Source organism: Streptomyces calidiresistens (assembly GCF_014141525.1).
GTDB lineage: Bacteria > Actinomycetota > Actinomycetes > Streptomycetales > Streptomycetaceae > Streptomyces > Streptomyces calidiresistens.
Window position 1 is genome coordinate 1 of record NZ_VKHS01000193.1, and the last position, 7,785, is coordinate 7,785.

The 7,785-nt window shown below is 71.5% G+C and carries 8 protein-coding genes and 1 pseudogene; 4 read left to right on the forward strand and 5 right to left on the reverse strand.

Annotation, left to right across the window (positions count from 1 at the left end):
• Window positions 1-69: 69 nt before the first annotated feature.
• From FOE67_RS10635 to FOE67_RS10650, 4 genes are read right to left on the reverse strand one after another with little or no spacing between them, the layout of a single operon-like run.
• Window positions 70-663: a GTP-binding protein gene (locus FOE67_RS10635; RefSeq protein WP_182605246.1), complete on the reverse strand. Its 594-nt coding sequence runs from the start codon at window positions 661-663 to the stop codon at window positions 70-72.
• The gene (locus tag FOE67_RS10640; protein ID WP_182605245.1) at window positions 644-1,018 is read right to left on the reverse strand and encodes a DUF742 domain-containing protein; all 375 of its coding nucleotides are present in this window, start codon (window positions 1,016-1,018) and stop codon (window positions 644-646) included. The genes FOE67_RS10635 and FOE67_RS10640 overlap by 20 nt, the downstream gene beginning before the upstream one ends.
• Window positions 1,015-1,419, reverse strand: coding sequence for a roadblock/LC7 domain-containing protein (locus tag FOE67_RS10645; protein ID WP_182605244.1), 405 nt, complete (start codon window positions 1,417-1,419; stop codon window positions 1,015-1,017). Before FOE67_RS10645 ends, FOE67_RS10640 begins: the two co-directional genes overlap by 4 nt.
• The gene (locus tag FOE67_RS10650) at window positions 1,416-2,696 is read right to left on the reverse strand and encodes an ATP-binding protein (protein WP_182662932.1); all 1,281 of its coding nucleotides are present in this window, start codon (window positions 2,694-2,696) and stop codon (window positions 1,416-1,418) included. The genes FOE67_RS10645 and FOE67_RS10650 overlap by 4 nt, the downstream gene beginning before the upstream one ends.
• Window positions 2,697-3,007: 311 nt before the next feature.
• Here FOE67_RS10650 and FOE67_RS10655 point away from each other — a divergent pair, with 311 nt between their 5' ends.
• Both FOE67_RS10655 and FOE67_RS10660 read left to right on the forward strand, forming a co-directional pair.
• On the forward strand, window positions 3,008-4,528 hold the full coding sequence (locus FOE67_RS10655) for a helix-turn-helix domain-containing protein (protein ID WP_182662934.1): 1,521 nt from the start codon (window positions 3,008-3,010) through the stop codon (window positions 4,526-4,528).
• Window positions 4,525-5,247, forward strand: a complete 723-nt coding sequence (locus FOE67_RS10660; RefSeq protein ID WP_182662936.1) for an HAD family hydrolase — start codon at window positions 4,525-4,527, stop codon at window positions 5,245-5,247. The genes FOE67_RS10655 and FOE67_RS10660 overlap by 4 nt, the downstream gene beginning before the upstream one ends.
• A 52-nt stretch (window positions 5,248-5,299) precedes the next feature.
• Here FOE67_RS10660 and FOE67_RS10665 read toward each other — a convergent pair whose 3' ends face one another.
• Window positions 5,300-5,716 (reverse strand): SAM domain-containing protein, encoded by a 417-nt coding sequence (locus FOE67_RS10665; protein WP_182662938.1) that lies wholly within the window; start codon window positions 5,714-5,716, stop codon window positions 5,300-5,302.
• 384 nt (window positions 5,717-6,100) lie between these two features.
• Here FOE67_RS10665 and FOE67_RS10670 point away from each other — a divergent pair, with 384 nt between their 5' ends.
• Both FOE67_RS10670 and FOE67_RS10675 read left to right on the forward strand, forming a co-directional pair.
• A complete protein-coding gene (locus FOE67_RS10670) occupies window positions 6,101-7,447 on the forward strand; it encodes a helix-turn-helix domain-containing protein (RefSeq protein WP_323384674.1) in 1,347 nt (448 codons plus the stop codon).
• A pseudogene (locus FOE67_RS10675) lies at window positions 7,444-7,785 on the forward strand (aminoglycoside phosphotransferase family protein); the annotation flags it as partial. The gene FOE67_RS10670 and the pseudogene FOE67_RS10675, both read left to right, overlap by 4 nt.

A 7,785-nucleotide genomic window follows, 5' to 3' on the forward strand; every position in this document is an offset into this window, starting at 1 on the left:
GGGCCGAGGGGCCGGGGTGTGCGGGGCACCCCGGCGGCGGTCCGGGCGGGTGGGGGTGAGGCGGGGTGGTCACGGTGCCTCCGTAAGACGGTCGTACAGGTGCTGGACGAGACGGATCAGGGCGTCCCTGGCGGAGGCGCGGTCGCGTGCGTCGCAGGTGAGCAGTGGCGTGCCGGGGGCGAGGTCGAAGGCTTCCCGCAGTTCGGCGGCGGGGTGATCCGGCGTGTCGGGGAAGACGTTGAGGGCGACCACGTGGGGCAGTCCGTACCGCTCGACCAGATTGAGGGCTTCGAAGGACCTGCTCAGGTCACGGGCGTCGGCGAGCACCAGGGCGCCGTAGGCACCACGGGCCAGGTCCTGCCACAGGTGGGCGAACCGCTCCTGGCCGGGTGTGCCGAACAGATACAGGGCCAGTGAGTCGTCGACGGTGAGCCGACCGAAGTCCAGCGCCACGGTCGTGGTGGTCTTGTCCCGGATTCCGGAGAGGTCGTCGACGGCCGCTCCGGCCCGGGTCATGCGCTCTTCGGTGCGCAGCGGTTCGATCTCGCTGACGGCGCCGATCAGCGTTGTCTTGCCCACCCCGAACGGGCCGACGACCATCAACTTCGCGGCGATCTGCACGCTGTCGCGCACATGGATGCCGTCATAGAGCCTTGAGGCCATGCAGCAACCTCTCCAGGATGTCGACGTCGGTGGGTTCGGCGGCGCGGTTCGTCGCGGCGGGGGGTTCGGCCACCCGGGTGACGAGGTGGCCGGTGTCGAGGAGGTCGGCGAGCAGAACCCGGGTCAGGGTCAGGGGCAGCCCGGTGTGACCGGCCACCTCGATCACGGCCAAATAGCCGTCACGGCAGGCCTCGATCATGGCCAGTTGCTCGGGTTGCAGGCCGTACAACGGTCGGTCGCCGGTCGCGGTGACCATCGTGACCACGTCGAGCACGTGGGTGTTCCGGGTGGGCCTCGCCCGCCCGCCGGTCAGGACGAACGGCCGCACCAGGTCTTGCCGTCGCCGCGGCCTCATGCCGGGTTGCCGGTGTCCTGGCGAGGCTCCGCGTTCATCCGGCCACCGAGCTGGCCCACCACCTCGTGCATGCGGTAGCCGATCTGGGCGATGTCCGCCGAGCCCGAGGCCGCGACCGCCAGATACGCCCCGTCGCCGGCGGGGATGGTGATGACGAAGCCGTCCTTGAACTGCACCAGGCTCTGCTGCCAGGCGTCCTTCGTCACCCGGCAGAACGCCGCCGTCTGGCTGCTGGTCGACTGCACCCCCGACAGCGCGGCGGCGATCCGGTCGGCCTTGTCCCGGTCCAGTCCGTCGGAGTGGGCGGTCACCAGGCCGTCGGCCGACACCAGGATCGCGTCGTAGACCTCGGGCTGCTCCAGAACCTGTTTGAGCATCCAGGCGTCTCGGTTGTGCGTCATGATTCCGTGCTCCCTTCTTCGTGGGGTGGACCGGCCGCGGCGGCGCTCCGGCTGCCGCGCACGAACGCGTCGAGTGAGGCCGCAGCCTGATCGGGTGCCGGCAGGGTCTGCTGTCCGGCTTCGTCCCGGTGGCCCGGCGGGGCGTCCGACCGGGTGCGGCGCCTGCGGGGGAGCCCGCCGGCCGTGGTGTCCCGGACCGGCCGGGCGCCGGCTCCGGTGTCCGCCGGTACGGGCGCGGCCGGCGTGCCGGGAGAACCGGGTGGGGGCGGGGTGAGCGGGGCTTCCGTGAGCAGGGCGCTGGGCACGTTGACGACGGCCCGAACGCCGCCGAAGGCGGAGCCGGAGTCCACGCTCACCCCGAAGCCGTAGCGGCGGGCCAGCGCGCCGCAGGCCACCAACCCGAACTGGGGCGGGCTTCCCAGGTGGGCGATGGAGAAGTCCGATTGGTTCAGCAGTCGCGCGACTCTCTCCCGGTCGGCCGCGTTCAGGCCGACACCGGCGTCCTCGATCACGATGGCGAGCCCGTTGTACGTGAGCTGGAGGTGGACCTGCACCATCGTGGCGGGGCTCGAATAGCGGGTGGCGTTCTCCAACAGCTCGGCGAGCGCGACGACCAGGCCCTCCACCGCGCGCCCGTCCACGGCCCGGTTGTCCTCCACCCGGGCGATGTGGATCCGCTTGTAGTCCAGGATCCGGCCCACCGCGCCCCGCACCACGTCGTACACCGGGGTGGCGTTGTGTTGCCGACCCGGCCAGGCCTGGCAGACGACGGCGATACCGACCGCCCGGCGCAGGATCTGGGCGGTGGTGTGGTCGATGTCCATCAGATCCTGGAGAAAGTCGGGATCGTCGTGCCGACGGGTCATCTCCGTCAGCTTCACCTGCTGGGTGTTCGCCAGCCCTTGCAGCTTGCGCGCCACCGCCAGCAGCAGGCCCTGCGTGTTCTCCTCCGCCCGGCGGGCCGCGTCGTCGAACAGACGCAGCACCCCGTCCAGCGCCTCACCGAATCCCGTGTCGGCCACCTTCGGGTGGAGTGGGCCGGGATCGGTTCCGCCGCCATCGCTCGTCGCCGCGATGCGTGCGGGAGCACGGTGGTGCAGCAGGTGACACAGCTCCTCGTCCCGGGCGCGAAGGGCCTCCCGCTGCCGACGGACCTCCCGCTCCAGCGGCCGGCGACGCTCCCGGGAGAGCCTCCAACCCCATCCCCCCGCCACCGCCGCGCAGAAGAACAACAGCGCGAGCGTCCACGGCACGATGTTCTGCCCGAGGGTCGACATCACCGCTCCACCGGCACGGAACCGGGACGGTGAAGGGCACGTACCGAACGGTGCGGGTTCTGGTGGCGGGGCCTTCGCACACCACGCGGACGACCCGGGTGAGTGCTGTGGCGGGTGAAGCCGATCAACGTCGCCTCTCTTGTACTCCTCGCGCGGCCCTGCCAAGCCCGGGCCGACTGGTGGGTTGAGTGAGCGACAAGAGTGATGGCGATTGGGTGCACGCGCACATCCGCACGGTGATATCACTGGAGTGATCCGGGACTTCACCCTGAGCGGTCCCGGCGGCGGGAAACCGACGCGGGAGGCAGACCATGCCGGGGGGCGAGCGACGATGTCCGGGATGCGGCTGCCGACTCAGCCGCTACAACCCCGACACCTCCTGCGCCTCCTGCGCGCGCACGGCCCCTGCGGCGCCGTCTCCCGTCCCGGTGGTCCCGGACGGGGTGTGGCAGGACCCCCGGGTGCTCGACGCCCTGCGCGCCGGTGACTTCGGCCGGCTCAGCCGTCGGATTCGGCACCTCGCCACGCTCCGGCAGCAGGACCTCGCCGATCTCACCGGCCTCAGCCAGAGCTTCCTGTCCCTGCTGGAGTCCGGCACGCGACGCCTGACCAACATCGACAAGGTCGCGGCGTTCCTCGACGGCGTCTCCGCTCCTGCCGACCTGGTCGCTGTCCATCTCCCCGGCCGGATGCCTCCCACGCGGTTGGCCGACTCGACGGACGACAGCGGGGCGACGGACCCGTCCCTCCCGTGGACCGCTCACCGTATGGTGATGGCACTGACCGACGCCGTGGAAGGCCCCACCATGGAACGCCGGAACTTCCTCACAGCGACGGGTCTCGCCCTGACCGCCTACATCCACCACTGGAGCACCGCCGAGACCGAGCCCCTGGAACGGGCCGTCGCCGGCGCCCGGATCCCCGATTCCCTGCTGGACCACCTCCAGGCCACCACGGACCACCTGCGTCTCATGGACGCGAGCGACGGCAGTGGCGCACTGGCGGATCTGGGCAAAGCCCATTTGAACGTCCTGCTGAGGCTTCTCCGGCAGGGTTCGTACCGCGAGGCCACCGGTCGTCGCCTCGCGGCCATCACCGCCGACACGGCGGCCCAGACCGGATGGTTCACCTTCGACTCCGGCCACCCGGTCGCGGCCCAGCGTTACCTGCTCGGAGCGCTACGCGCCGCCCACGCCGGCGCCGATGTGCGGCTCGGGGCGGGCGCCCTGTCCTACCTGGCCATCCACGGATATTCCACCGGCCGTCCGCGTGACGCCGTCATCGCGGCCCGGGCGGCACGCGAGAAGATCAGGCACCTCGACGCCCCGGCCCTTCACGCCATGTTGTTGACCCGTCAGGCCCGGGGCCACGCGAAACTCGGCGAACGGCAGGCCGCCCTCAAGGCCCTCGGGCAGGCCGCCGAGCACTGCTCCAGGGGGCGCTCCGAGCACGATCCCCATTGGCTGTACTGGATGCAGGACGGCGAGATCCACAGCCAGGCCGGAAGCTGTCACCTCGATCTCGGGGAGCCCGCTCCGGCGCTCGACAGCCTCGTCCGTGCCCGTGAGGCCCACAATCCCGCCGAGGCCCGCACCCGCGCCCTGATCATGTCCCGTGCCGCGATCGCCCACATCAGGAACGGGGATCTCGAGGCCGGCTGCACCACCGCCCACGACGCGCTCACTCTCGCCGAGCGCCTCCGGTCGGCACGCCTGCGCGATCATCTCGAGGACATCGCGGAGGAACTGGCCCCGTACCGGGACACGCCACCCGCCCGGGACCTGACCGAACGCGTCATCGCCACCCTGCCCCTCACGGAAGGCCGTACGTGACCACCGCCCCCGCCCCGACGCTCGTCCTGTGGGACATCGACCGCACCTTGCTCTACGTCGGCGACTTCGACCGGCAGGTGTACCGGGAAGCCTTCGCCGATGTCGTGGGGCGCCCGGCGACCGTCTTTCCGGCCCGTGGCACCGGCATGACCATGCCGCTCGCCATCCAGGGCTTCCTGCGCGACAACGGTGTGGCCGAAGAGGACATCGCCGACTTCACCCGCCGCATGATCGAGCAGCTCCCGACCCGGTTGAGCGGGCACCGAGCGGCGATCAGGGAGCGCGGCATCCTCCTGCCGGGCGCCGTCGAGGCTCTTCGGGCCGTCCACGAGCGCCCCGACCTGATACCGACCGTCGTCACGGGCAACCTCAGGTCGAGTGCCCTCATCAAGCTCACCACGCTCGGGCTCGACCGGTTTCTGGACGCCGACCTCGGCGGCTACTCCTCCGACGACCCCCACCGCCCCGCCCTGGTGGCCATTGCCCAGCGAAACGCCCACCGTCGGCACGGCACGGTCTTCACCCGCGCCAACACCGTGATCATCGGGGACTCACTCGAAGACGTACGCACCGGCATCGAGGGGGGCGCCCGGGTCATCGGCGTCGCCTCGGGCACCACCACCCCGGAACAGCTCACCCGGGCCGGGGCCGACATCGTCCTGCCGGACCTCAAGGACGTTCCCGGCCTGATGGCCGCCATAGCCTCGGGCGGCGCGTAACACCACCCGCCCCCGACAGCCCCGGGGATCGGCCGGGCAGGGGGCACACGCTTCACGCCGCTCTGCCGGTCGCCAGAGCCGATCGCATGACCAGCAGCCGGTGCCGAAGGTCCGAGGCGCTCGTGCGGCCGTGGGTGGAGTCATGGGGAGTCATCCAGATGCGGTGGCATCTTCCGCCCCCTGTCTCCGGCCCCGTCACCACACAGGAGGTCGAGCCCGGCCGGCACAGGGTCTGCGGCACGTGCCAGCGGTGCGCGGTGCCGGCCTCCACCGGGATGTGCAGCAGCAGGTGCGTCGCGCAGTACAGCACCGGGCCCACGGGAAGACCGAGCTTCCGCATGTCGTCGAGCGTGCACATGCCGAGCCGGGAACCCGTCTGGACGATGTCGGCGCGTCCACCGGTCAGCGGCGGCGGGTACTCGACGAGCTGCACGTGCCAGGGCATTCCGGCACGGGTGGCAGTGGGCATCGATCACTCCATGACGGTCTTCCGGAGGGGCCGTCCGCGACGGGTGCGGACAGCCCCACTGTGCCGATTCGGGAACCGGAGCACACATTCGCCGGGCGATATCGCCGGGGTGATGATGGGCCGACCCGTCTGCCTTCCGTGGTGATGGCGTCCCGGGAAGTCCCGGCTCCTCACGGAGTCGTATGACAGGGGAAATACGGTCCCGCGCCGCCTGCGGCCTACGCTCGTGTGCCGGAAAGCCCGGGGGTGACCATGCCGTACCACGTGCGCTCGTGCACAGGTTGTGGATGTCGACTGAGCCGGTACAACGACGAAGAGCGGTGCGCCTCCTGCTCGCGCGGCGTACAGGACGTTCCGGCGCCGCTCCCGACCATCCCGGACCTCGTGTGGAGTGACCCGGCTGTTCGACAGGCCATCGCCACCTGCGACTTCGGCGAGGCCAGCGTCCTCATCCGACGGAAGGCCGGACTCCGCCAGAGCGACCTCGCCCGGCTTACCGGCCTCAGCCAGAGCTTCCTGTCGATGCTCGAATCCGGCGCGCGCCGGTTGACCAGCATCGACAAGGTCACACGGTTCCTTCGCGGGGCGGGAGCCCCGGACGCGCTCTTCCCCCTGCCCAGCTCTTCGGCACCGGAGCGCCCGGAAGCGGCGGTGACGGCCGTGACGGCGCCGGCCGCGCCGTCGGAACCGCGGGGGACGGAGGCGCCCACCGCCGATCTCCACGGCCTGGCCGTGCGGGCGGCCTCCCGATCCCTGTCCTTCACCGAGTCGATGAGCGCCGGCTGCGTCGGCGAGGACGACCTGGAGTCCCTGGCCTACGACATCGCCGCCATCGCCACCGACTACGTGCACACTCCCCTGCCGCCCCTGTTCACCGACCTGCTCGCCACCCGCGACCGGGCCTTCTCCCTCCTCGAATGCCGGCAGCCGCCGCGGCAAACCCGCGAGCTGTTCCTGCTCGCGGGCACCAGCTGCCTTCTCCTCGCCCACGCCTCCCAGAACCTCGGCGCTCCTCGCCCGGCCATGGATCAGATCCGCGCCGCGTGGACGTGCGCGCAACTGGCGGACCATCCCGGTCTTCAGGCGTGGACGAAGGGCACGGCCGCCCTCATCGCCGAATGGTCTCCCCACAAGCCCGCCGCCCTGAAGCACATCCGCCAAGCCACCGCCCTCGCCCCGCCCGGCGAGACACGCATCCGCACGGCCGCGATCACCGCCCGCGCGGCGGCCCGTGTCGGCGACCGCGAGACCGCCCTGGCCGCCCTCGACGAGCTGAGGAGAGCGCGGGAGGAGCAACCGCGCGTGGACGAGTTCACCCAGATCGGCGGGCTGCTGACGTTCCCCGAAGCCAAGCAGGAGTACTACATCGGCAGCACGTACGCGCTCCTCGGCGAGTTCGCCCCGGCGGAGAGGCACGCGTCGAGGGCCGTGGCACTCTACGAGCACGGCTCGCCGGAGGACCGCTCCTACGGTGACGAGGCCCTGGCACGGGTCGACATCGTGACCGCCCGGCTGGGCATGGGGGACCCGGATTCCGGCAGTGACCATCTGGAGCGGCTCCTGCGGATGCCCACCGGCCTACGGATTCGACAGATCGGCGTGGCGATGCGGCGGGTCGGTACGCTGCTTCAGCAGCCGCGGCTCGCCGGCAACCGAACGGCACGCGAACTGGCCGACGCCGTCCGCGGCTTCCAGGCGATCGACACCGCACGGAGAGTTCCCCTGCCATGACCACCACGGCCTCGCCGGAGTCCGCCGCCCGCCGGGCCTGCCTCGCCGCCGGGCTCCCGCACCGCTCGCTCACCCGCCTGCACGAGCACGCGACGACGGTTTTCCTGCTGCCCGAGGCCGCCACGGTCGTGAGGGTCGGCGGCGCGGACCAGGGACAGGCCCTCGAACGGGCCATCGCCCTGACCCGGTGGCTCTGCGCCCGGGGGTTTCCCGCGACCGAGCCCGCCGATGTCCCGCAGCCCTTCTCCACCGGGACCCACACCGTCACGTTCTGGAAGCATTACCCCCAGCCCGACGGACCCCCTCCCGACGCCGGGCACCTCGGTGCCATGCTGCGC

Excerpts from the sequence above, each read along its gene's own strand:
- FOE67_RS10640 (WP_182605245.1), bottom strand. The coding sequence starts at position 1,018 with ATGAGGCCGCGGCGACGGCAAGACCTGGTGCGGCCGTTCGTCCTGACC.
- FOE67_RS10635 (WP_182605246.1), bottom strand. The coding sequence starts at position 663 with ATGGCCTCAAGGCTCTATGACGGCATCCATGTGCGCGACAGCGTGCAG.
- FOE67_RS10645 (WP_182605244.1), bottom strand. The coding sequence starts at position 1,419 with ATGACGCACAACCGAGACGCCTGGATGCTCAAACAGGTTCTGGAGCAG.
- FOE67_RS10650 (WP_182662932.1), bottom strand. The coding sequence starts at position 2,696 with ATGTCGACCCTCGGGCAGAACATCGTGCCGTGGACGCTCGCGCTGTTG.
- FOE67_RS10655 (WP_182662934.1), top strand. The coding sequence starts at position 3,008 with ATGCCGGGGGGCGAGCGACGATGTCCGGGATGCGGCTGCCGACTCAGC.
- FOE67_RS10665 (WP_182662938.1), bottom strand. The coding sequence starts at position 5,716 with ATGCCCACTGCCACCCGTGCCGGAATGCCCTGGCACGTGCAGCTCGTC.